At 36.2% G+C, this 24,135-nt stretch carries 17 protein-coding genes and 6 pseudogenes; 2 read left to right on the top strand and 21 right to left on the bottom strand.

The genetic code is table 11. From position 1 onward, the window contains the following. Positions 1–5 precede the first annotated feature (5 nt). The 11 genes and pseudogenes from rlmN to AC0L8O_RS12990 all read right to left on the bottom strand — a co-directional run bounded on the left by rlmN (position 6) and on the right by AC0L8O_RS12990 (position 12,656). Complete coding sequence (gene rlmN, locus AC0L8O_RS12940) at positions 6–1,079, bottom strand: dual-specificity RNA methyltransferase RlmN (RefSeq protein WP_473448869.1); 1,074 nt, start codon at positions 1,077–1,079, stop codon at positions 6–8. A gap of 24 nt (positions 1,080–1,103) precedes the next feature. Next, positions 1,104–2,455: pseudogene (gene rsmB / locus AC0L8O_RS12945) on the bottom strand (16S rRNA (cytosine(967)-C(5))-methyltransferase RsmB). Then, a pseudogene (fmt, locus tag AC0L8O_RS12950) lies at positions 2,448–3,381 on the bottom strand (methionyl-tRNA formyltransferase). The pseudogenes rsmB and fmt overlap by 8 nt, the downstream one beginning before the upstream one ends. Positions 3,382–3,386: 5 nt before the next feature. Next, positions 3,387–3,869: a peptide deformylase gene (gene def / locus AC0L8O_RS12955; protein WP_473448500.1), complete on the bottom strand. Its 483-nt coding sequence runs from the start codon at positions 3,867–3,869 to the stop codon at positions 3,387–3,389. A gap of 42 nt (positions 3,870–3,911) precedes the next feature. Continuing rightward, positions 3,912–6,326: pseudogene (gene priA / locus AC0L8O_RS12960) on the bottom strand (primosomal protein N'). An 80-nt stretch (positions 6,327–6,406) separates the two neighbouring features. Then, a pseudogene (coaBC, locus tag AC0L8O_RS12965) lies at positions 6,407–7,535 on the bottom strand (bifunctional phosphopantothenoylcysteine decarboxylase/phosphopantothenate--cysteine ligase CoaBC); the annotation flags it as partial. Positions 7,536–7,717: 182 nt separating this feature from the next. Then, positions 7,718–7,918 (bottom strand): DNA-directed RNA polymerase subunit omega, encoded by a 201-nt coding sequence (gene rpoZ / locus AC0L8O_RS12970; protein ID WP_026559403.1) that lies wholly within the window; start codon positions 7,916–7,918, stop codon positions 7,718–7,720. A gap of 1 nt (position 7,919) precedes the next feature. Beyond that, positions 7,920–8,534 carry a guanylate kinase gene (gene gmk, locus AC0L8O_RS12975; RefSeq protein WP_226528379.1) on the bottom strand — a complete coding sequence of 205 codons (615 nt, stop codon included), beginning with the start codon at positions 8,532–8,534 and terminating at the stop codon, positions 7,920–7,922. Positions 8,535–8,549: 15 nt separating this feature from the next. Beyond that, entirely contained in the window at positions 8,550–8,813 is a 264-nt protein-coding gene (gene remA / locus AC0L8O_RS12980) for an extracellular matrix/biofilm regulator RemA (RefSeq protein WP_026559405.1), read from the bottom strand. 74 nt (positions 8,814–8,887) lie between these two features. Continuing rightward, positions 8,888–9,763 (bottom strand): YicC/YloC family endoribonuclease, encoded by an 876-nt coding sequence (locus AC0L8O_RS12985; protein WP_473448505.1) that lies wholly within the window; start codon positions 9,761–9,763, stop codon positions 8,888–8,890. Positions 9,764–9,965: 202 nt separating this feature from the next. Then, positions 9,966–12,656 (bottom strand): calcium-translocating P-type ATPase, SERCA-type, encoded by a 2,691-nt coding sequence (locus AC0L8O_RS12990; RefSeq protein WP_473448509.1) that lies wholly within the window; start codon positions 12,654–12,656, stop codon positions 9,966–9,968. Positions 12,657–12,889: 233 nt separating this feature from the next. Between AC0L8O_RS12990 and AC0L8O_RS12995 the strand changes: the two are divergent. Together AC0L8O_RS12995 and AC0L8O_RS13000 are read left to right on the top strand one after the other, a co-directional pair. Continuing rightward, a pseudogene (locus AC0L8O_RS12995) lies at positions 12,890–14,604 on the top strand (Rqc2 family fibronectin-binding protein). A gap of 157 nt (positions 14,605–14,761) precedes the next feature. After that, positions 14,762–15,679: a DMT family transporter gene (locus AC0L8O_RS13000; RefSeq protein WP_473448511.1), complete on the top strand. Its 918-nt coding sequence runs from the start codon at positions 14,762–14,764 to the stop codon at positions 15,677–15,679. Between the two features lie 40 nt (positions 15,680–15,719). Here AC0L8O_RS13000 and AC0L8O_RS13005 read toward each other — a convergent pair whose 3' ends face one another. The 10 genes and pseudogenes from AC0L8O_RS13005 to AC0L8O_RS13050 all read right to left on the bottom strand — a co-directional run bounded on the left by AC0L8O_RS13005 (position 15,720) and on the right by AC0L8O_RS13050 (position 24,135). Then, positions 15,720–16,220, bottom strand: a complete 501-nt coding sequence (locus AC0L8O_RS13005) for an NAD(P)-dependent oxidoreductase (RefSeq protein WP_473448514.1) — start codon at positions 16,218–16,220, stop codon at positions 15,720–15,722. A 1-nt stretch (position 16,221) separates the two neighbouring features. Further along, a complete protein-coding gene (locus tag AC0L8O_RS13010) occupies positions 16,222–16,989 on the bottom strand; it encodes a sirohydrochlorin chelatase (protein WP_264143882.1) in 768 nt (255 codons plus the stop codon). Next, the gene (gene cobA, locus AC0L8O_RS13015) at positions 16,986–17,765 is read right to left on the bottom strand and encodes a uroporphyrinogen-III C-methyltransferase (RefSeq protein WP_264143881.1); all 780 of its coding nucleotides are present in this window, start codon (positions 17,763–17,765) and stop codon (positions 16,986–16,988) included. Before cobA ends, AC0L8O_RS13010 begins: the two co-directional genes overlap by 4 nt. Positions 17,766–17,864: 99 nt before the next feature. Further along, positions 17,865–18,467 (bottom strand): adenylyl-sulfate kinase, encoded by a 603-nt coding sequence (gene cysC, locus AC0L8O_RS13020; RefSeq protein ID WP_078434398.1) that lies wholly within the window; start codon positions 18,465–18,467, stop codon positions 17,865–17,867. 17 nt (positions 18,468–18,484) lie between these two features. Beyond that, positions 18,485–19,624, bottom strand: a complete 1,140-nt coding sequence (gene sat, locus AC0L8O_RS13025; protein ID WP_264143880.1) for a sulfate adenylyltransferase — start codon at positions 19,622–19,624, stop codon at positions 18,485–18,487. Positions 19,625–19,722: 98 nt separating this feature from the next. After that, positions 19,723–20,790: an inorganic phosphate transporter gene (locus tag AC0L8O_RS13030; protein WP_264143879.1), complete on the bottom strand. Its 1,068-nt coding sequence runs from the start codon at positions 20,788–20,790 to the stop codon at positions 19,723–19,725. Between the two features lie 12 nt (positions 20,791–20,802). Beyond that, positions 20,803–21,504, bottom strand: coding sequence for a phosphoadenylyl-sulfate reductase (locus tag AC0L8O_RS13035; RefSeq protein ID WP_264143878.1), 702 nt, complete (start codon positions 21,502–21,504; stop codon positions 20,803–20,805). Positions 21,505–21,883: 379 nt separating this feature from the next. Further along, positions 21,884–22,515: pseudogene (gene pyrE / locus AC0L8O_RS13040) on the bottom strand (orotate phosphoribosyltransferase). After that, positions 22,512–23,228, bottom strand: a complete 717-nt coding sequence (pyrF, locus tag AC0L8O_RS13045; RefSeq protein ID WP_473448521.1) for an orotidine-5'-phosphate decarboxylase — start codon at positions 23,226–23,228, stop codon at positions 22,512–22,514. Before pyrF ends, pyrE begins: the two are co-directional and overlap by 4 nt. Further along, entirely contained in the window at positions 23,200–24,135 is a 936-nt protein-coding gene (locus tag AC0L8O_RS13050; RefSeq protein WP_078434404.1) for a dihydroorotate dehydrogenase, read from the bottom strand. Before AC0L8O_RS13050 ends, pyrF begins: the two co-directional genes overlap by 29 nt.

Below are 24,135 nucleotides of genomic sequence, written 5' to 3' on the forward strand. Positions count from 1 at the left end.
CATGGTCACCTCGTCTCCTCTTTACGCTCCTTAGCTCGAAGTTGTCCACACGCTGCGTCAATATCATGTCCCTGTTCTCTTCTTGTTGTGACATTTACACCGTGCTTTTTAAGCGTATCTTCAAATAATGTGATTTGTTCTTTTGGTGTACGTACGTAGTTTCTTTCAGGTACATAGTTTACAGGGATAAGATTAATATGACATTTTAAACCCTTTACTAACTTTGCAAGCTCTTCAGCATGCTCAACCTGGTCATTTTCTCCGCCAAATAACCCATACTCAAAACTAACACGTCTACCTGTTTTGTTTACATAGTATTTTACTGCTTCCATCAAGTCAGGAAGCTTATAAGCTCGATTAATCGGCATAAGCTTTGATCGCAATTCTGTGTTTGGTGCATGCAATGAAATGGCAAAGTTGATTTGCAGTTTTTCATCTGCGAATTTATAAATTTTCGGGATAATACCACTAGTTGATACAGTAATATGTCTTGCACCGATATTTAAGCTCTTATCATGGTTGATAATCTTCAAGAAAGACATCATTTCATCATAATTGTCAAAGGGCTCTCCGATCCCCATAATAACAACATGACTAACACGCTCTTCAAATTCATCAAGTGCTTGCTGTACTTTTACGACTTGTGCCACGATTTCTCCTGCTTCAAGATTTCTTTTAAGTCCACCTAATGTAGAAGCACAAAATGTACAACCAATTCTACAACCAACTTGAGTGGTTACACAAACAGAATTGCCATAATCATGTCTCATTAAAACAGTTTCTATTGAATATCCATCATGAAGTTCAAACAGAAACTTTATTGTTCCATCTTTAGATGTTTGTTGAATAATTGTTTTTAATGTTGTTAACGTAAAATGCTCATTTAGAAGTGTACGAAGACTTTTAGATAAATTAGACATGTCATCAAAGCTGGTGGCACGTTTTATATAAAGCCACTCAAAAATTTGATTTGCACGAAAAGCCTTTTCTCCTTGTTCTTTTAACCAATTTTCAAGTTCATGTAGTTCAAATGAATAAATGGAGGGCTTACTTTTTTCTCCAAGTTGTCCTCTTTCGATCTAGTTGTATTTATCTGTTCCATTTTAACCCTTCTTTCGTAAACATGCTATATAAAATCCATCTGTTCCAAAGTAATGCGGAAGCAATTGTACCTCACCATTCTGAACATAAGGATGAAGTTTTTCCGGAAAATTGTTTATAGCTGATTCATCCCGTTCAAAGGCTGGATGTTCATTTAAAAATGCTTCAACAACACCTTGATTTTCTTCTTCATCCACAGTACATGTACTATAAACTAACACACCATTTGATTTTAATAAAGGTGCAACAGATGCTAAAATATTCTTTTGTAGTTCTGCTAGCTTATGAACATCTTGTTGAGACTTTGTATATTTAATATCAGGTTTTCTACGTATCACACCAAAACCAGAACATGGTGCATCTACTAGTATGCGATCAAAGCTCTCTTTTGTAAATCGATCTCCCGCTACCCTACTATCCATTGTTTCCGCTTGGATATTTTTCAGATCTAAACGCTCAGCTTGCTGCTTTATCAGCTTTACTTTATGCTCATGCAGGTCCAGAGAATGAACAATTCCCGTACCCTTCATTAATTCCGCAATATGCGTAGATTTCCCGCCTGGTGCCGCACAAGAGTCTAAAATGGTCTCATTTTCTTTAGGGTTAAGAGCTCGTGCAACTAACATCGAACTTTCATCTTGAATCGTTAAAAGTCCGTCAGAAAACGCTTCGGTAAGTGCAAGGTTTCCCTTCATTCCTTTTATAGCATCTATAGCTAAATCACCTTGCTCTACGCTTATATCTTTGCTTTGTAATTCGCTAATTATTTCATGAACTGTTTTTTTTATTTGATTAACGCGTGCTGTTTGTGATGGTGCCAGTAAATTTGACTCACACATTTTTTCCGCTTCATCATAACCGAATTGTTTTATCCACTTTTGAACCAGCCATTTTGGATGACTTGTTTTAATTGATAATCTTTCAATAGGTTCTTTTATTAGGTTAATATTAGGAATACCTTCCCGCTGAACAGATCTTAATACTCCATTTAAAAAGGAAGAGATTCCTTTGTGGCCTCTTTTTTGGCAATTTCTACTGCTTCAAAGAAAATGGCACGTTCTGGAACACGATCTAAATACACCATTTGATAGACCGAAATTCGCAGCAATACTCTAACCCAGGGTTCAATTTTTTTTGCCTTTTTTATGAAACCTTCTAAATAAAAATCAAGTGTATCTCTTCTTTGTAAAGTACCATACACAATCTCTGTTAAAAGAGAAATGTCTTTTGAATTTACTTGATGCTTTTTTATCATGGAATTTAATAACAAGTTGCTGTAGGCTTGGTTCTTTTCTATTTGTAATAATATTTCTACAGCAACATCACGTACAGTCATTTGTTTTTTGTTATTCATTGCCTAATCTTTCACCCACGTTCATGGTTGTCCCTCTCAAGAATTCTTCTCCAGTCATCTTCTTTTTACCAGATGGTTGAAGCTCGGTTATTTTGATAGCTGTTTTATTCCCTGTTGAGACAACAATCCCATCATCTTCTATCAATAGAATCGTCCCTGGATTTGCATCTTCATTACTCTGTACCTTTTCTCCCCACCAAATTTTCACTAATTGATCTTGATAGGTGGTGAACGATACTGGCCAAGGATTTAATCCTCTAATTTGGTTGTAGATTTCTTCACCTGTCTTAGACCAATCGATTCGTTCTTGTTCCCTTTTTATATTAGATGCAAAAGTAGCTTTTGTATCATCCTGTTTCTGAGGTGTTATATTTCCCTTTAATAAAGGAGGCAGTGTTTCTAATAATAATTTCACACCTGCTGTACTTAATTTGTCATGTAATAAGCCAACAGTATCTCTTTCATCTATTTCAACTTCAATTTGAGTAAGAATATCCCCTGCATCAAGCTTTTCTGCCATATACATGATGGTTATACCTGTTTTAGTCTTCCCTTGAAGGATTGAATAATGAATAGGTGCCCCCCCTTAATTCGGGTAAAAGTGAAGCATGAACATTGATACATCCATACATTGGAGCTTCCAAAAGCTCATTCGGTAAAATTTGTCCAAATGCAGCGGTGATAATTAGATCAGGTTCTAATGCTAAAACATCCTGAACTTCATGACGAATTTTTTCAGGCTGTAGCACTTTTAAATTGTGCTTCTCTGCTTCAACCTTAACAGGAGGCGGAGTTAAGAGCTTTTTTCTTCCTTTTGGACGATCTGGTTGAGTAACAACACCAACAATGTTATAACCTTCTTCAATGAGGCTTTTTAGGATAGGAACTGAAAAATCAGGAGTTCCCATAAAAACGATCTTAGTCATATATGTCATCCTTCCGTGCTTTCTAATTCATCTTCCGTTATGTACCTTTCCACCTTTGATGTAAAAAGAATACCTTCTAAATGGTCTATTTCATGCTGTATCGCCCGGGCTAGGAAACCTTCAGCTTCTATTATTCTCATTTTCCCTTTTTTATTATAAGTTCTTACCTTTATGTAATCAGACCTGCTCACGTCACCATATAAACCCGGAAAGCTTAAACAACCTTCAGGACCGGTTTGTGTGCCGCGCTGCTCTATAATAACAGGGTTTATTAGTTCAATCGTTCCGTGATGATCATCAATATCAACAATTGCGATTTGCTTGGAAAGCCCTATTTGGGGTGCAGCTAATCCAACGCCATCATTCTCAATCATCGTATCATACATATCTGCCAAAAGCTTTGAAAGCTTTCTATCAAAACTTTGAACCTTTTCACAAGGCATCTCTAAAACTTGTGCTGGATACATCACTATAGGTTTTACTGTCAAAAAAATACCTCCAAACAAAATAATTTCTATCTTTAAGATACCCTACATCATAGTATTAGGACTTAAATCAATCGTAATCATTAAATCATTTGAACTCATTTCCTGCTGAAAATGTTCAATAATTTTCCTTAACGTTTCATGTAAGTTTTTTCCCGTTTGTATTTTACCATGCATTGATAGCGATATCTATCATTGATACGAGGGATAGGAGATGCAACAGGCCCAAGAATTTTTGATTCATTTGAAATATTTCTTCTTAAGAACTGAACAATCTTGTCAGTCACTGACACCACTTTTGTTATTTCAGGATGGGAAACTGTCACTAGGGCAAGGAAGTAGTATGGTGGGTATGCATGTGATTTTCTTAAATACATTTCATGTTCATAAAAGGCATCATAATCATAGTTACTTGCTAGTTGAATACTATAATTTTCAGGAGTATAGGTTTGAATAATGACTTCACCCGGTAATTCATGTCTACCTGCTCTTCCACTTACCTGTGTAAGGAGTTGGAATGTTTTTTCAGTTGCTCGAAAATCGGGCAAATGCAGCATTGTATCCGCTGTTAAGACACCAACTAAAGTAACATCCGGAAAATCCAGACCTTTTGCAATCATTTGAGTTCCAAGTAAGATATCTGCTTCTTTATTTTCAAATTTTGATAACAACTTTTCATGTGCGCCTTTTCGACCAGTCGTATCAACATCCATTCTAATTATTCGAGCCTCTGGCATTACTTTTACTAATTCCTCTTCCACACGTTGAGTACCAGTGCCGAAGAAACGAATATGTTCACTTTGGCATTCAGGACATACATTTGGCATGTTTTCCTCATGTCCGCAGTAATGACATTTTAGCTGCTGCCCGAAACGGTGATATGTTAATGAAATATCACAATGGGGACATTGTATAACAAAACCGCAGTCACGGCACATGACAAATGATGAGTATCCGCGTTTATTTAAGAATAAGACCGATTGTTCATTTTTTTCCAACCGATCTGTTAGCTTTTCAATTAATGCAGTTGAAAACATCGACCTGTTTCCACTTCTAAGCTCTTCTCTCATATCGATAATTTCAACTGACGGCATTGACCTTTTGTTTACACGTTCTTTTAAAGTTAAAAGCTTGTAAACACCCTTTTGTGCGCGTGCAAAAGTTTCTAATGTAGGTGTCGCACTGCCTAGCACTACAGGGCATTGATGAAATTTAGCCCTATATATGGCTACATCCCGAGCATGATAACGCGGATTTTCTTCTTGTTTATAACTAGATTCATGCTCTTCATCAATGATAATCATCCCCAAGTTCTCAAATGGAGCAAATATAGCAGATCTCGCTCCAACAACTAATTGCACTTCTTTTCGTTGTATCTTTCTCCATTCATCATATTTTTCCCCTGTTGACAGTCCGCTGTGAAGTACAGCGACCTTAGAACCAAACCGACCCTTAAAGCGATTAACCATCTGTGGTGTAAGTGAAATTTCAGGTACTAAAACGATTGCTTCTTTACCATTATTTAGAACTTCTTGTATCGATTGAAGATATACCTCTGTTTTTCCACTTCCTGTTACTCCATACATGAGAAACACATGGTGTTCATCATTTTCGACTGCCGAAAGGATGGGTGCTATTGCCTTCTGCTGTTCATTATTTAATGGCAAAGCTTTTGTTTTCTCAAAAAGACGATCTTGATAGGGATCCCGATACACTTCTTTATATTCTTCTACTAATATACCTTTGGAGATCAATGTCTTTAATGTCGCATCTGATACATTTGTTACAGCTAATAAATCTGCAACAGGAATGATACGAATGCCATTTTCCTTTAAATACGTCATGACTGTGAGTTGTTTCTTCGCATTCGAATTAACGCCTTTGATTATTTCAGCCAATTGATCAAATGAACAATTAAGTTTTACCATTCTAATCTTCTTTTTTTCCCTTTTTGCTTCACCTTATAAATCAGTTCGAGAAAACCGTTTTTAATATCCTTTTGAATGACCCGAAGAGGTACTGCCTGTTCAATTTCTTTCATATCAACTTGATTTTTTTGTTGAAAAAGGGTTGAAGTTGCTCCGATAAATGTTCAATAGAATGATCTGATGTAATAGTTACAATTTTTTCATATTTTGCTTTCATAGCTGCAGGAAGCATTGCCTGAAAAGCTGAAATTTTAAAGCAAAGTGTTTTTTCAGTTAACCAATGTCCCACCTTTAATAATTCCGGAGTAAGGCAAGGTGTTAAATCTAAGCATTCAGAAATTGCTTTTAGACGATCAAATTCAGAAGAATTCTTTGTCTCAACAACAAAGCCCTGTACTTTTCTTGGACCAAAAGGAACGATAACCCTCATACCTGGTGTTAAAAAGTCTTGCCATTCTTCAGGAATTTTATAGTCAAAGGATCTGTCAGTTTGCATAGCCGGAACATCTACAATAACACTTGCATATTTCATTCCTTAACACCCTTTACTAAACTTCGAACCTTCTCAAGAAGCTTTCTTGCAACTTCTGTTTTTGTCAAAAGAGGAAGTTCTGTTTTAGTTAGATTCCGATCATAAATTGTTACGATATTAGTATCGGTACCAAACCCTGCTCCTTCAGTCGTTATATTATTTGCTACAATCAGGTCTAGGTTTTTGCTTTGCAGTTTCTTTTGCATATTGCTCAAGGTCATTTGTTTCTGCTGCAAATCCTACTAATATTTGTTGTCTTTTTTGCCTTCCCAGCTCTTTTAAAATATCTGTTGTTTTCTCCATCTCAATCACTAAATGGTCCTGACTCTTTTTCATCTTTTGTTCAAACGTATGAATAGGACGATAATCGGCGACCGCAGCAGACTTTATCACTACATCAGCATTAGGATAGTAGGTCATCACCTGCTGATACATCTCATCTGCTGATTCAACTTTAATTACATCAACATAATTAGGGAAGTCAACAGATGTTGGACCTGTAATCAAGGTAACTTCTGCTCCTAATTTCGCCGCTTCTTCTGCAATAGCATAGCCCATTTTTCCTGATGAATGATTTGTAAAATACCGAACAGGGTCTACCTTTTCTCTCGTAGGTCCAGCTGTAATTAGCACTTTTACATTTTTTAATGGTTCACCATGTTCTAGCTTCTCAAAGTAGTTTGATACAAGAGTTAAAATTTTTTCTGGCTCCTCTAAGCGTCCTTTTCCTATATATCCACAAGCTAAAAACCCTTCACTTGGTTCTATAAATTCATACCCATATTTATATAGTGTTTGGATGTTTTTTAGCACAGCAGGGTTGTCATACATATGGACATTCATAGCAGGTGCGATCCATACTTTTGCAGTAGTAGCTAACAATGTTGTTGTTAACATATTATCTGCAATTCCATTTGCTAATTTCCCAATTACATTGGCTGTAGCAGGCGCTACTAATACAAGATCTGCCCAATCGGCAAGATCAATATGTGCAATGACTTTAGAGTTTTTTTCATCAAAGGTGTCAAAAAAGACATCGTTTCGAGATAATGCTTGAAAGGTTAATGGTGAAACGAATTCCATAGCTGAATGACTCATGATCACTTTCACCTCTGCACCAGCTTGTATAAGTTTACTTGTTAATGCTGCTGCTTTATAAACAGCAATTCCTCCGCTCACACATAATAATATCTTTCTACCTGATATCATTTTTTCCACCAACTTTCATGTATCCTTTTTTTGTATGATTGAAACGAAAAGAAAAAGGATGACACAATAGGGTCAGCTCCCACATAATTAAGCAATATATAGTTCTTCACTAAAGGTAAAGTCTATATATTGTCTTAGTGGGAACTGACCCTAAGCTCTCCGTCATCCTCTACTACCGCTCATTATTTTTCAGTACGTTTATAATTAAGAAGTCCCGCATTGATCTCTTCCAGTGCTTTCCCAACATACTTGAATGAAACAGGTTTCTGAATTTGTTGATCACTAAGTTCCTGCATTTCACGGGCACGTTTTGCCGCTACTGTTACAAGTGTATATTTAGAATCTAATTTATTCATAAGTACATCAATAGAAGGGTATAACATTTTATTCAACCTCCAGAATTTTTTTGTATCTAGGTGCTACACGCTCACGGCGGCAATGTTCTGCCAACACAATCGCTTTTATACGATCACATGCTAGTAAAACATCATCGTTTTCTACAACATAATCATAGGCATCCATCATAATAATTTCTTCTTTTGCCACTCTCATTCGGTTATTGATTAAGTCTTCGGATTCTGTTCCTCTAGTTACAATTCGGTTTTTCAGTTCATTTAAACTAGGTGGACTTAAAAAGATAAACAATCCTTCAGGAAATGCATTTCTTACTTGGAGAGCACCTTGAACTTCTATTTCAAGAAATACATCTTTACCTTCACTTAGCGTTTTTTCAACGTAGTCAACAGGTGTACCATAGTAATTCCCTACATACTCTGCCCATTCCAACAATTTATTTTGTTCAATCAAGGCTTCAAATTCTTCCCTCGATTTAAAAAAATAATCCACACCGTCAACTTCACCTTCACGTGGTTTTCTGGTTGTCATCGAAATGGAATATTCAAATGCCGTATCTTCTTGTGAAAATAGCTCTTTTCTAACCGTTCCTTTTCCTACACCTGAAGGTCCTGATAGGACGATTAATAATCCTCTTTCTTTTATCAATGCTTCTGTTCCCTACCCTTCATCTGATAGCTCATCTTTATTTGAAAGCCTTTGAGCAACTGTTTCTGGTTGAACAGCGGATAGGATGATATGATCGCTGTCCATTATTACAACTGCTCTTGTACGACGGCCATATGTAGCGTCGATTAACATACCTCTATCTCTTGCGTCTTGAATAATTCTCTTAATTGGAGCTGATTCAGGACTAACAATAGATATAATACGGTTTGCAGAAACAATGTTCCCGAAACCGATATTGATTAATTTAATGCTCATTCAAATGCTCCCCCTAATTAGGACAAAACTATTTTTGCCTTATAAGCCCTTTTATAATCAATGGTTGTTTATGCTTATTCAATATTTTGAACTTGTTCTTTCAATTTTTCAATAATACTTTTTAATTCAACAACATTTTTTGCGATTTGGCTATCATTTGCCTTAGAACCAATCGTATTTGCCTCCCGATTCAACTCCTGAACAAGGAAGTCCAACTTACGTCCAATAGGCTCACTAAAAGTTAATGAATCTCTGAATTGTTGAATATGACTATGTATTCTTGTAATTTCCTCCATTATGTCAGCTTTATCAGCAAAAAGTGCTACTTCGGTAAGAATTCGATTTTCATCTAATTTTCCTGATATAAATTCTGCAACACGATTACTAATTCGTTCTTGGTAATTGCCAACAACAATGGGAGCAAACTTCTCTAACTGATCGTTAATCTGACTAAGCATAGTCAACCTTTGATTTAAGTCAGCAGCTAAATGCTCACCTTCAGCTTTTCTCATTAATGATAATTCCTTAACAGCAGAGTTTACTAACTCCAGAACTCCATTTTCCAAAGCGTTACTAGAAACTGACTCCTTTTGTACATCGATAGCACCATCTAAAGCAAGTATATGTTGCAATGAAAGTTGTTCATCAATTGAAAAACGACTTTTTAGTTGTTGAAGAGAAGAAACATATTGATCTATTAAATCCCAATCAACATGAATGGATTTTGTTGTAAGAACTTCCCCTTCAACATTTATGTAGACTTCAATACGACCTCGGCTGATGAACTTTGATATGAGCTTTCTTATTTTATCTTCCATATTCATAAGCTGTTTAGGCATTTTCAAATGAATATCCAAAAACCGATGATTTACAGATTTCATTTCTACTGTAAATAGACAGGATTGAATATGCCCACTGGCACGGCCAAATCCAGTCATACTTCGTAACATTATGTATCACTCTCTTTCTACGAAAAGCGGAAAAGCTTGTTGGGTAACTTTGTTATACTTTAAGGTCGTTTACCATTATTATTAAAGGATTAAAGTATAAGAAAGGACTTTGACGAAAAGCCAAGTTTTTCTTATATATAAAATAGCATGGTAGATTGTCAACAAGCAAAGGGGATGACTTTTTGGGTCACCCCCTTTAGGATTATAACATAGTCTTTGTGCTTTTTCTTGTTAAAAGTGATCCTGCTAGTAAAAAAGTTGGTATAGCGGATAGTCCAAGGATTAACAACCAATCTCGGGCTAATATAGGCAGAGTGTGGAAAATCGGTTGTAACGGCGGATAATAGATAACCACAAGCATGAGTAGAATTGACGAAATAACAGCACCAATTAAGTACATATTGCCAAATGGATTTCGTTCAAAAATGGACTTTTCACTTCGGCAGTCAAATACGTGAATTAATTGTGCCATAACTAATGTAGCAAAGGCAATAGTTTGCGCATAAGCAAGGTCATCTGGGTTACGATAATAAACAATCATAAATGCTGCCAATGTTACGATACCAATTAAGAATCCGCGTGATATTACTTTCCACCCCAGCCCTCTCGCGAAAACGCCCTCTTTAGGATGTCGCGGTTTTCGATTCATTAAATCCCCTTCAGGTTTATCCAACCCTAACGCCATAGCTGGGAGTCCGTCAGTGACTAAATTAACCCAAAGAATTTGAATTGGAACCAATGGCAAAGGTAGTGCTAATAACATAGCAAAGAGCATGACCAATATTTCTCCAACATTTGATGCAAGGAGATAGCGGATGAACTTACGTATATTTTCGTAAATATTTCTACCTTCTTTTATTGCTGATTTTATTGTGGCAAAGTTATCATCAACCAATATTAATGAGGAAGCTTCTTTTGCCACATCAGTACCGGTAACTCCCATAGAAATTCCGATATCTGCAGCCTTTATTGCAGGTGCATCATTTACACCATCGCCGGTCATCGCTACAATATGACCTCTGCTTTGTAATGCCTTAACAATTTTCAATTTATGTTCAGGTGAAACACGAGCAAACACATAAACATCATCAACAATCTCCTCAAGCTCTTCGACAGAAAGGTCTGACAAATCCTTCCCTTCCATCACTTTCCCATTTTGAGGGAGGATATTAAGTTGTTGTGCGATTGCCTTTGCTGTAATGATATGATCTCCAGTAATCATTACCGTTTTAATTCCTGCATCACGACACTCTTTAACAGCTTGTTTTACCTCTGGACGTGGTGGATCGATCATTCCTTGTAAGCCAATAAATACGAGGTCTCTTTCCGCTTCAAAGCTTGTATTAATTTTCTCATTGGATTTTAGAGGTTTAAACGCAACAGCAATCGTTCGTAACGCTTGGGATGCTAGTGATTCAATAGCTTGTTTCACATTAGTATCATATTTACTATTGAAATTCTCTTGCCGTTCGTTCCATAAGATATATTTTGAAACACCTGCTAAAACATCTGGAGCTCCTTTTGTTACGACAAATTGATTTCCCGTTTTATCACGTACAATAACACTCATCATTTTTCGCGATGAATCAAAAGGGAATTCTTCTATGACTTCAAAATTTTTCAGTAAGGTTTCTTTTCTTAACCCTGCTTTCATTGCAGCAACTAATAGAGCTCCCTCTGTCGGGTCGCCATCAAGATGATATTGTCCATCATTTTCTTTTATCGTTGCAGTATTACACAATGAGCCAAAGGTTAAAATTTGCTGTAGCGTTTTTGTCTTTGGTGCATCAACCGGTTTACCATCCCTTAAAAATTCTCCATGAGGATGATATCCTGTCCCGGTAATATTCCACACTTGATCACCTGACCATACATGTGTTACCGTCATTTTATTCTGTGTCATTGTCCCGGTTTTATCTGAACAAATAACAGAAGCACACCCTAATGTTTCTACTGCAGGAAGTTTGCGTACGATCGAATTTTGTTTGATCATCCGCTGAACACCAAGAGATAATGCTACCGTTACAATCGCTGGAAGCCCTTCTGGAATAGCAGCAACAGCTAATGACACACCAGCTAAAAACATATTATAAAGATCATGCCCTTGCAGAACCCCAATACTTACAACAAGTAATGTCAAAAATAGAGCAACAACAATTAATATTTTCCCTAATTGCTCTAACCGTCTTTGGAGAGGGGTTTCCATTGTTTCAGCATTCTGAAGGAGATCAGCAATTTGTCCCATCGCCGTATTCATTCCTGTTCCAATCACGACCCCAATACCAGAACCTCTTGTAACAAGTGTTCCCATGAAGACCATGTTTGTTAAATCACCAAGACCAACATTTTCACCTGCTATCGGCTGCGTTGATTTTTGTACAGGTAAGGATTCTCCCGTTAGGGCTGATTCTTCCACCTCTAAACTCTTTGTGTCAATTAATCTCATATCTGCGCCAATTCGATCACCACTCGTAAACTTAACAATGTCACCAGGTACTATTTCCTTCGAAAGAATTTTTTCCCACTTACCATCCCGTAACACGGTTACTTGTGGAGCAGATAGCTCTTTTAAGGCTTCTAAGGAACGTTCAGCACGTCTCTCCTGAAAAAAGCCTAAAACACCATTTACAATCACTATTGCAATGATTGCAATGGCATCAATGTATTCTCCTAAAAGTCCTGAAATTAATGTTGCTGCAAGTAGTACAAGAACCATAAAATCTTTAAATTGATTTAGAAATATAATAATAGCTGAAGGTCGGTCAGCTTCTTTCAATTCATTAAGCCCAAATTTCTGTGTTCTTTTTTGTACCTCCTTATTCGTTAATCCACTATCACGGTCTGAATGAATGGTATCCATTACTTCATCTGATCTCATTTCATGCCACTTCATGAATCACCTGCACACCCCTTTAAGACGAATTTTTCACTTTCAAGGATTCTTTTTCATTGATTGACCTTGTAGTTGCCAAGCCTATAAGACAACTTATTCAGCCTCGTCCTAAAACATGCTATAATCATGTAGAAAAGTTATGAACCTGAAGCTATTCAAGCTTGAAAGGTAAAAGATATACGTTCGTGACCTTTTATCCCAACATAATGTCTTTATTAGAAGGAGTTATTGCCATGTCATATGATGGTCTATTTACATATACGATTACTGAAGAGTTAAGAAATGTACTCTTAAATGGAAAAATCACAAAAATTCATCAACCTTATAAATATGACTTGATCTTTCAAATCAGATCAGGAGGAAAAAATCACAAGCTATTTCTTTCTGCTCACCCTAGTTACGCTAGGCTCCATTTAACAAATGAGAGTTATGAAAACCCTAGTGAGCCTCCTATGTTTTGTATGCTGCTTAGAAAGCACTTAGAGGGTGGTGTTATTGAGCATATTAAACAGCCTGGACTGGAGAGAATCATCATTTTTGATATAAGAAGTCGTAATGAGCTCGGTGATGTGAGCATTAAGCGATTAATGGTTGAAATCATGGGAAGACATAGTAACATAATCTTGGTCGATAGAGAAAGAGATATGATAGTAGACAGTATAAAGCATCTATCACCTGCAGTTAACCGACATAGAACTGTTTTACCAGGTCATCCATACGTATTACCGCCGGAACAAGGTAAAACAAACCCATTTGAAGCTAATGAGGAGATTGTTCTAAAGAAATTAGATTTTAATGCAGGGAAAATAGATCAGCAGATTGTTCAGCAGTTTTCAGGAATATCTCCTTTATTTGCTAAAGAAGTAACTCATCGTGCCGGTCTTGTTAATCGTAAAACAGTTCCAGAAGCTTTTTTAACACTTATTGATGAGATCAAAGAAAATAGAATCCATCCCGGCATCTACGAACAAAATCAAAAAGAACTATTTTATATGATCAACCTTACCCATTTAACAAACATGAAAAATAAGACGTTTTCAACGCTATCTGAACTCTTAGATCGCTATTATTACGGAAAAGCAGAAAGAGATCGTGTAAAACAGCAAGGAAATGACTTAGAACGCTTTATGGTAAATGAAAAGAAAAAGAATGAAAAGAAAATTAAAAAGTTAGCTGCAACATTAGACCAAGCTGAAAAAGCAAATGAATTTCAATTATATGGTGAGTTACTAACAGCCAATATATATGCGATTAAAAAGGGAGATAAAGTAGCTGAAGTCATTAATTATTATGACGAAGAAAACCAATCGATTCAGATTCCGCTTGACCCGCAAAAAACACCATCAGAAAATGCACAAAGATATTTCTCGAAGTATCAAAAGGCAAAAAATTCAGTCGAAGTTGTGCATGAACAAATTCAGTTAGCACAAGCGGAAATTAATTATTTCGAAGGGTTAATACAACAAATTGAATCAGCTTCCCCAAAGGATATAGAGGAAATTCGAGAAGAATTAATGGAAGGTGGTTATTTAAAACAAAGACAGTCTCGTCATACGAAAAAGAAAAAAACCTAAAGCCAATATTGGAGCATTATCTTTCAACTGATGGGACAGAAATGATCGTAGGGAAAAATAATAAACAAAATGAATACTTGACAAATAAACTTGCTGCACGTGACGATGTATGGTTTCACACAAAGGATATTCCAGGTTCTCATGTTGTGATTCGAAGTAGCACCCCATCAGAACAAACAATAATTGAGGCAGCAAATATTGCAGCATATTTTAGCAAGGCGAAAAATTCCAGTTCAGTTCCTGTTGATTATACGGCAATAAGACATGTTAAAAAACCTAGCGGATCAAAGCCTGGTTTTGTTATTTATGATCATCAGCAAACAGTCTATGTTACTCCAAATGAAGATCTTGTCTTTCACTTACGAAAAAGTTGATTTTAACAAACACCGTCATTCTCAGGCGGTGTTTTTGTCATTTATTTTATTTTCTTTTCACACCTTTGTTTGGTAAGATGAGATTTGGATGTTTTCAATTATTTCCATTATTTTATTTTAATAAAGCCTACGCTAAGTAAAAGGAAGGATGTTTGATTTGAATAAAAATTTTGCGTATGTATATATCCTTTCTGGTGCAGCATTATGGGGTATGATTGGCTTATTTGTAACGTTTCTTTATGAAGCTGGTTTTTCTCCGACCCAAGTGGTTGCGATTCGTGCAATATCTGCCTCTATTTTTCTTTTATTCTTTGTTTTCTGGAAAAAGAGAGAAGCCATTAAAATTAAACTTTCTGACAGCAAATACTTTGTAGGAACCGGTGTAATTAGTATCGTTTTTTTTAATTGGTGCATGTTTGAGGCAATAAAAGAAACTTCAATTTCAGTATCAAGTGTACTCCTGTATACCGCTCCAGCGTTTGTTATGATTTTCTCTAGATTTTTATTTAAAGAACTATTTACAATCAGAAAAATTTTAGCGCTCCTTATTACCTTTATTGGTTGTATTCTTGTTATTGGACTTTTCCAAAACACAAATGAGTCAGTAACTATTTATGGTCTTTTAGTAGGATTAGGATCAGGTTTCTTTTATGCGTTATATAGTATTTTCGGTAAATTTGCCCTTATAAAGTATTCATCTGTAACTGTGACAACCTATACATTTGTTTTTGCTGCTATTGCCATAACTCCGTTTAGTGGACTTTGGCATGTTGGAACTATCTTTACGAATCTAGAAGTTTGGCTTTCAATTATTGGACTTGGCCTTTTCTCGACACTGTTAGCCTTTTTGCTCTATACCAAAGGGTTAGAGAGTGTTGAATCAGGTCGAGCCTCAATCCTGGCAACAGTAGAACCAGTAGTCGCTACTTTAATTGGATTCCTCGTCTTTCAAGAAAAGTTAAGCGTATGGCAATATGTTGGTATTATTGCTGTTATTATGGCTGTATTCATTGTTCAAGAAAAGAAAACAAATCATACTGACATCAAGCTACAAACTTTAAAAAATGATATCTAAAAAAAACGAGGAATATGAATCTGTGATATTCATCTCCTCGTTATCTTTGTTGCTTATTTTGCTGTCTTTGATCATATAACCGATCGAGTTCGTTAATATATTCTTCGTCAAATTGACTTGATAGATGTTCACAAATTTCTTTTGCCCGCTTTGGACTAGCTCCATTTGTTGAAACTGAAATGGAAAGTCTCCCCTTTTTCACTGACTTAGGTACTATAAAATTCCCTTTCGTCATATCACTTGCTACATTTACCAACTGGTGATTATTCACATTCTCAGACACCCACTCGTTTACGGCAGGGTCATTTGTAGCAGCAACAATAATAAATGCTTGCTGTAAATCTGAAAGTTCGACCTTTTTTTGCTTCCATAAAATTTGCTTTTTTTGACTTAAATCTTCTATATCATTAATAATTTCAGGGCTAATTACAGTTATATTTGCTCCTTCATCTAAAAATAATAGAAGACGTCGATAAGCAATTTTCCCTCCACCAATAACTAAAACTTGACGATTGTTTACATCAATGTGAAGAGGCAGCATTCTACTTCTCCCCTTTAAAAGTATATGATCCATCACGATTGTCAATTGCTTCTAGTACACGCTTTGTAAAAAGATCCAGAAGAATTGGGTGTGGTCCAAGATAGGAACAAACTTCGATATGACGCTCGGCCCAATCAAATGCTTTTATTGTATGATCGATCTCTTTTTTTAATAAGCCAGTAAAAATTAAATACGGAATAATAAAAATTGATTGCTCTTTTGATTGATGAATATCCTCAATCATTTTCTTAAAACGTGGTTCTGCGGCTGTTAAGAAACAAGTGTATACTTTTTTTATTTCTGAACTTTCTTGTAAATAAGAAGATATTTTGTTTAAGTCCCGGACAACGTCTTTATCACTACTTCCTCTACCAACAAGAATAGCAATGGAAGAATTCTTTATGGGGGATTTTTCATTCACCTTGTCCATTAGCATATCAGCAAGGAGCGGATCTACTCCTATCGGTTTACCGTACGTAACATGTACATTCGGAAATGCTGCTGATACATGGGCAACTTCTACAGGAATATCACTTTTAGCATGTGCAGCTGTTAATAATAATAGCGGAATAACGGCAATAGTTGTAGCACCCTGCTCCACACATGTTTTAAAGCCCTTTTCAATCGATGGTTCAGCTAATTCCAGAAAACATACCTCTTGAATTTGTGCATGAATTCTAGGTTTAACCTTTTCGATAAATTCAACTGCCTCCTTGCGAGCTTTAGGAACTCGGCTTCCATGACAAACATATAAAACAGCTTGCTTCATAGCATTAGAGCCTCACTTTGTTCATATTCTGAGATCATATTCTCATACCAACTGAGATGTTCTCTTAGAGAAACAACTTCACCGACAATAATCATACTGGGATTTGTAACTTTTTGTTTGATAACTTGATCATAAATATCCTCAAGAGTTCCTGTTACAGTTTTTTGAGCATTTGTTGTTCCCCAGTGAATAACTGCAACAGGGGTATGTCTATTTCTTCCATGTTTAATAAGCTGTTCCTGAATATATGGCAAATTACCAACACCCATATAAATAGCGATTGTATCGATTCCCTTGGCTAATGATTCCCATTTCATTTCTTCATCATTACCTTGTTTTTTATGCCCCGTAACAAAAGCAACACTTGCACTTAAATCCCGATGAGTAACTGGAATGCCGGCATAAGCTGCTGCTGCAACACCTGAAGTAATTCCCGGTATGACTTCATATGGAATACGATGTTTTTTTAACGCTTCAGCTTCTTCTCCTCCACGTCCAAAAATAAATGGATCTCCACCTTTAAGTCTTGTCACGATCTTACCCATTTTTGCATAATTGATTAAACAATAATTAATCGTTTCTTGCTTCATTGTATGATAGTTTGGTAGCTTCCCACAATATACAAGCTCACAATCTTTTTTTGCATGTTTAAGAATTTCCTTGTTTACTAATCGATCATATAAAATCACATCTGATTGTTGAATGCATTTTAGAGCTTTAATCGTTAATAATTCCTCATCACCAGGTCCTGCTCCAACTAAAAAAACCTTTGACATGAAAGCTCCCCCATCTTTTTACTGAAAAGCAAGATATTTTTTAACGTAAATGAAAGTAATAGCAATTGGCCTCAGCCAATTGCTATTATCATTAACATATTAATTTTGAATTAAGCCTTTTTCTAATAAAAAATTGACAATTTGCTTTACAGATGCTTCTATATCTTGAGATTCAGTATCAACAGTTATTGCAGGATTTACCGGCTCCTCATATGGTGAATCTATACCTGTGAAATGCTTAATTTCATTATTTCTCGCTTTTTTGTATAAGCCCTTTGGATCACGTACTTCACATTCATCTAGTGAGCATTTAACATAAACTTCAAAAAATTCATTATCAGAAAGAATGTCTTTTACTTGTTGTCTGTCTTCACGAAATGGTGAAATAAATGCAGTTAGCACGATTTGGCCACTGTCTACAAAAAGCTTGGATACTTCACCGATACGGCGAATATTTTCTTTTCGATCATCATCTGTAAAACCTAAGTCTTTATTTAATCCATGACGGATATTATCGCCATCAAGAACATATGCCTGAATGTTTGATTCATACAAGTATCTTGCAAGTGCATTAGCTAATGTTGACTTTCCAGATCCTGAAAGACCAGTAAACCATAAAACATAGCTTTGGTATTTATTCTTTTCTCTTCTTTCTTCTTTTGTTACAGATGCATCATGCCACACAATATTATTCGCTGTCATGCTAAATGACCTCCTTTTTAAGAATTAACCGTCTCTCTCATTCCTCTAATTAAAACTTCTACAACTTCTTTACGACTGAAAGTGCTTGGAGGCAGTTCTCCATTTCTTAGCATTTCGCGAACTTTTGTGCCCGATAGAATAACACGATCTTCTTTACCATGTGGACATGTTTTAGATGAAGCCATACCTTCACATTTTATGCAATAGAAGCTATGTTCAAAGAACATCGGTGTAATTCCCAGTTCATCAGCTGTAAAGTTTGAGAAGATCTTTTGAGCATCATATGTTCCATAGTAATCGCCAACACCTGCATGGTCTCTACCAACAATAAAGTGTGTGCAACCATAGTTTTTACGAACTAGTGCATGGAAAACAGCTTCACGTGGTCCTGCATAGCGCATTGCAGCCGGGAAAACTGCAAGGTGTACACGATCTTCAGGGTAATAATTCTTTAACAATACTTGATAGCTCTCCATACGGATATGCGCAGGAATGTCATCAGATTTTGTTTCTCCTACTAATGGATTTAAAAATAAACCATCAACTGTTTCCAATGCAGTTTTTTGAATATATTCGTGTGCACGGTGAACAGGATTACGTGTTTGGAATCCAACAATTGTTTTCCAGTTTAATTCTTCAAATTTTGCTCGAGATTCTTTTGGATCTAAATAGAAATCAGCAAATTTTTTCTCAGGACGATTCACAAGTGTGATTTCTCCACCTACATATACATTTCCACGTTCAAACATTTTTTTCACACCAGGATGTGCTAAATCATCTGTACGATAAACATTCACAGCTTCCTTTTGTTTATCAGGTGTAAAAATATCCGAAATGTTAATTGTGCCATATGTAACTTGGTTTGACACAAGGCGAACTTCCTCACCGATTGAAAGTGTTGCTGCTTTTTCCTCTGTTACAGGTAACGTAATTGGTATGCTCCAGACAACACCATTTTTCAATTTCATATTCTCAACAACAGATTCATAATCTTCTTGAGTTAAAAATCCTTCAATTGGACTGTATCCACCAATTGCAATAAGTTCAAGATCACTAAGTGAAATGGCATCAATTTCAATTTCGTTTTGAATATGTGACACATCGGTTCCAATAGATAATTTCTGAATTAAAGTTCCTCCATGTGGAAGTAAGCTCATTTTTCAATTCCTCCAAATTCAATTGTAATATTTTGTTTGAAAAATAAATTCGTCTCCCTATCAAGACAAAACCAATGCGAATAATAGGGATTGAATTATTAAATTCCCCCGCCCTCTTCATGAACGGTACGTTTTTCCTGTTTACTTGCCTTCATAAGACTATTTGCGCCTATTGTAGCAAGTAATAAACTTCCTAACACAAAGATTGTATATAAGTCACTTTCTAAAAACAATTTCACTAAAAAATAAGACATTGTTAGTGAAACAAGTGGGGAAATTAGCCAAACCATCAACATATTTTTAACAACTTTTTGTTGAAGGACATTTGTACCTGATTTTGCAATTCCAATTCCTAATATAGAGGAAGTTGTAATTTGAGTGAGCGGGACTGGAATTCCGAAAATGGATGCGATCGTAACTAATGTAGCTCCTGTACCTGATATTAACACACCCTCAATTTTAGAAAAACTCGTGATCTTTTTTCCATTTGTTTCAAGAACACGACGGCCTAAAAATAATGCACCAAGAGCAACAAAGATTCCACCATATAAGGTCCCTTTTGAAACTGTTAGAATACCGGCACTTACTAATGGTCCGACAGCATTTGCCACGTTGTTCATTCCCGCTGAGAAGGCCTCAAAAAACCCTGCAAATATTAGCAAATAAGTAATCAGCTTTCCTTGAAAATTATACTTTTCATTAAGCTTAAATTTATGAAGTATCATGATAAATATATAGGCGATAACAAAAGCGAAGATAGGAACAATAAACCAAAACATAACGATGTAAAGTAAATTATTCACAAATAACGCCTGATAGGCTATTCCCACACCTACAACTGCTCCTACGGTAACTTCACTTGTAGATAGCGGAATACCTAATAGATTTGATAAAAACAAGGAGAAGGTTGCTGAAAAAAGGATTATAATAACCAGTTTTATCGAAATTAGTGAGGAAGGAATGATTCCCCCGCTAATTGTTTTAACAACTTCTCCACCGCCAATAACAGCTCCTAATATGACACCTATTCCGCATAAAATTAAAGCATTTCTTGGTCGCACAATTGCTCCTGATCCATATGCAACACCCATTGAGGCAGCAGCGCCACTGGCACCAATATTCATTGCAAAAAAGAAGCTGATTATGATGGCAATGATCTCTAACATTTATTTATCCTCCTACTGGTGGAGGCCGCATTCTGTTTTCATTTGCCCTGACCATCTTCCTGATCTTAAATCATTTTCATCATATGCCGGCTTCGTGCAATGAAAACAACCAATACTAGGGTAACCTCTGTCATGTAATGGATTATATGTTAGATCGTTTTTATGAACGTATCTCCATACATCTTTCCATGTCCAATGAATGAGTGGGCAAATCTTTACTGAATGAAAGCGATCATCCTTATTAATATAATTTACATGTTTTCTTGTCTCAGACTGTTCACGTCTCAAACCTGATATCCAAGCTGTCGCGCCGTTTAAAGTAGCAGTTAACGGAACAATTTTTCGGATATTACAGCACTGATTAGGATTCGTTTCCCACAATTTGTCGCCAAATTGCTCAGCTTGTTCTTCCAATGTTAATTCAGGTTTCTTTAACTCAATATTCAATGATGGATACTTTTCTTTTACTTTATCAATAAGTTCATATGTTTCCTTAAAGTGAACATCTGTATCAAGGAAAACAATTTTGGCATCAGGTTTTACCTTTGAAATTAAATCTATTAAAACGATTCCTTCAATACCAAAGCTACATGCATAGACAACCTCTTCACCGTAATGGTCGTAAGCCCAGTTTATAACATTTAAAGCACCTTTATATGTTTCATCAACTTCAAAATCATTTCTTGGTTCTGACCAGTTTTCATATGTTAACATACGATTCACCTCTTTCTTCCATACTATTAAACTCGGATTTAAATACCCTTTATTCATACGTTAATACTCGGGATTAAGTGTAAAACCTATCAACATAGTATGAATTATACACTTAATCTGTGATTTGACAATACATTTGCATGGTGAAATTAAAATATTTTTATTTTTAGTAAAACTCCATTAAATGCTAGTTAATAAGACTTCAGTCAAATAACCTGTACGATTACTATGAATAAATATAATCTGTCATATTAATTCAAAATTTTAGCATAATTTAAATAAATGTCAACCCGAGTTTCTTGATCGGATTAATATTTTTAATAACTCAAAAAGCGTTTTGTTAGTATCAACAAAACGCTTTTTGAGTTATTATTTGCTTTTAACCTTCAAGCCATTTTTCAGATGCTGGATTTTCTCTCCACATCTTCAACTTATTAATATCCTGTTCTGTTACATATCCTTCTTTTGCAGCAACTTCCACAAGTGTATCGTAATCACATAATGAGTGGTTTTTATACTTGCTTCATTAAGCTTTGATTTTCCAAGGGCAAGATCATATGTAAAAATCGATACAACCCCAAGTACATCACAGCCTGCAGCACGAAGAGCTTCCACTGCTGTAATAGCACTACCGCCTGTTGAAATTAAATCTTCTACCACTACAACTTTTTGGTTTTCAGAAACCTTACCTTCTATTTGATTTCCTTTTCCATGTCCTTTTGCTTTACTACGTACATAACACATCGGTAAATTCAATTTATTACTTACCCATGCTGCATGTGGGATCCCCGCTGTAGCTGTACCTGCTACAACTTCTACCTCTGGGTAATAATCTTTAATCAAAGCTGAAAGGCCTTCTGCTATGTCTGTACGAATAGAAGGGAATGATAATGTGAGGCGATTATCACAGTAAATTGGTGATTTTAACCCACTGGACCATGTAAATGGATCGTTTGGTTGGAGATATACTGCCTTGATTTCTAGTAAGTGTTTTGCGATTGTTTGTTTCATTCCCCGATTTCCTCCCAAGCTTTTTTTACATTCAAATAGGCTTTATAAGGATTCTCAGCCTTTGTTATACTTCTTCCAACGACAATGGCTGTTGATCCTAGACGACGCGCCTGACCTGGTGTTGCTATTCTAGTTTGATCATCTGATGAATCATCTTTCATTCGAATACCTGGAGTAACTGTCATAAATGAAGTTCCTAAGTTTTGATTAAGAGATTCTACCTCATGTGTTGAACAAACAACTCCCTCTAGCCCACTTTCTTTTGCATTTTGAGCATAATGAAGAACAACTTCATTAATATCACCTTTAATAAGAAGCTCTTCATCTACCATTGATTGAGAAGTACTTGTTAATTGGGTTACAGCGATACAAGCAGGACGCTTCTTACCTTCAGGTGTTCCGGCTTCTAAGCCTTCAATTGCTGCCTGCATCATCTTTTTACCGCCAGCTGCATGAACATTGACTAAATCAACATCAAGTTTAGCTAATCCGTGCATCGCCTGCTTGACAGTATTTGGAATATCATGGAGTTTCAAATCAAGAAAGATCTTATGTCCCAATTGTTTTATATGTGAGATAATTGATGGGCCTTCTTGATAGAATAGCTCCATCCCTACTTTCACGTATAGCTTTTCATCTTCAAACTTCTTTAAAAACGTTTCAACTTCTTGTCGGTCTTGAAAATCAAGAGCTATAATGAGGGGTCTGTCCATTTACCTTCCAACTCCTTCCGATACATTCCGTTACATGTTGAAAACCTAACTCATGTAATCTCGATGGCAATTGCTCGATGATTTCAGGACAAACAAAAGGATTAACAAAGTTTGCCGTACCAACTGCAACAGCACTTGCACCTGCATATAAAAATTCAATTACATCGTCTACATTTTGAACGCCGCCCATCCCAATAATCGGAATGTTCACTGCCTGGCTCACTTCATAGATCATACGAATGGCAACCGGCTTAATAGCAGGACCAGATAATCCACCTGTTTTATTCGCAATAACAGGCTTGCCTGTTTTTAGATCAAGTCTCATTCCAATAAGTGTATTGATCATCGTTAAGCCATCCGCACCTGCTTGCTCAATTGCTTTGGCCATTTCAACGATGTTTGATACATTCGGGGACAGCTTTACATATACGGGGACAGCTGATACGTTCTTCACAGCTTTTGTAAGCTGTGCTGCAACCTCTGGAATTGTTCCAAATGCAATACCACCCGTTTTTACATTTGGACATGAAATATTTAATTCAAGAGCATGAACATTTTGTGCATGACTGATTTTGTCGGCTACATAGACGTAGTCCTCAATTTGAGAACCTGCAACATTTGCAATGATTGGAACATCGTACTGCTCAAGCCAGGCTAATTCTTCAGAAATGACTTTTTCTACACCGGGATTTTGCAGACCAATTGCGTTTAACATTCCAGCTTCTGTTTCTGCTACACGTGGAGTAGGGTTACCAAAACGAGGCTCCTGTGTACTAGCTTTTATCATAATTGAGCCAAGCTGGCTTAAATCATAAAAGTTGCTGTATTCTCTCCCAAAGCCAAAACATCCGGATGCTGGCATAATAGGGTTCTTTAGTGATAATCCAGGTAAGTTAATATCTAACAT

The sequence above is a fragment of the Metabacillus sp. KJ11-3 genome (genome assembly GCF_055808295.1).